This is a genomic window from Kribbia dieselivorans NBRC 106261 (genome assembly GCF_001552435.1).
Lineage (GTDB): Bacteria > Actinomycetota > Actinomycetes > Actinomycetales > Dermatophilaceae > Kribbia > Kribbia dieselivorans.
The window spans coordinates 1-889 of record NZ_BCRE01000238.1 but is presented as its reverse complement, the minus strand read 5'-3'; the positions used below and the strand labels follow the sequence as shown (position 1 = coordinate 889).

General features: G+C 74.8%; 1 protein-coding gene. It reads right to left on the bottom strand.

The annotated features are described in order from the left end of the window. A partial coding sequence (locus KD1_RS15200) for a bifunctional ADP-dependent NAD(P)H-hydrate dehydratase/NAD(P)H-hydrate epimerase (protein ID WP_281177629.1) occupies window positions 1-889 on the bottom strand: 889 nt, incomplete at both ends.

Here is an 889-nt window from a genome sequence, read left to right as displayed (position 1 = left end):
GGGCGCGTCGGCCTGGCTGCGCACCGGCACGCCGTCGTCGGGGGTCACCACGAGCGTCGTCGCGCCCTTGAGGAGCACGGTGGCGTGGGCCAGGCGGGCCAGCGCGCGGGCGTGTTCGACGGGCGCGTCCTGGACATCGTGGGCCGTCACATCGGCAAACGCCCCGGCGTAGGCATCGCGCCCGTCGGACAGGCGCGCCAGCAGCCGGGCGCACTCCCCTGCGTGCGGGGTGAGCAGCGTCGGCCCGGGACGCGGGCCCTCGATCAGGTCGAGTCCGCCGGCATCGACGACCACCGGCAGGTCGGAGTCCAACGCCTCCCACGCCGCCGCGAGATGCGCCTGCGCCGCGTCATCGGTGGCGGTGATGTCCACCCCCGGCCCGACGACCCACGCCTGCACTCGGCCCATGCCGATGACCGCCTCGGGCACCGCGGATCGCACCAAGTCCGTCGGGGTCGGCGTACCGACGTAGCGCAGCATCCCCACCCCGGTGGACACCGCCGCAGTCGCGGCCAGCACCGCCGCCCCGGCATACGTCTCTCCCCCGGCGATGAGCCCGAGCACGCCGCGGGTGTACTTGTCGTCGGCCGCGTCGGGTGTCGGCCACAGGTCGGCGACGTCGTCACGGGTCAGTCGTTCGACGACCGGCACGTCGGAGCGCAGATCGAGGCCGATGTCGACGACGGTCAGGCGGCCGGTCGCGGCCTCCGTCGGCGGGAGCAGATGCACCGGCTTCGGGCTGCCGAACGTCACGCTCTCGTCGGCGAACACGCCGTCGGGGTCGAGTTCGCCGCCGGCCGGGTCTTGGCCGGAGGGCACGTCCACGGCGATGACCCACGCGGTGGCGTCGACGGCGTCGATCCACGGGCGCGCCCAGTCGGGCAACCCC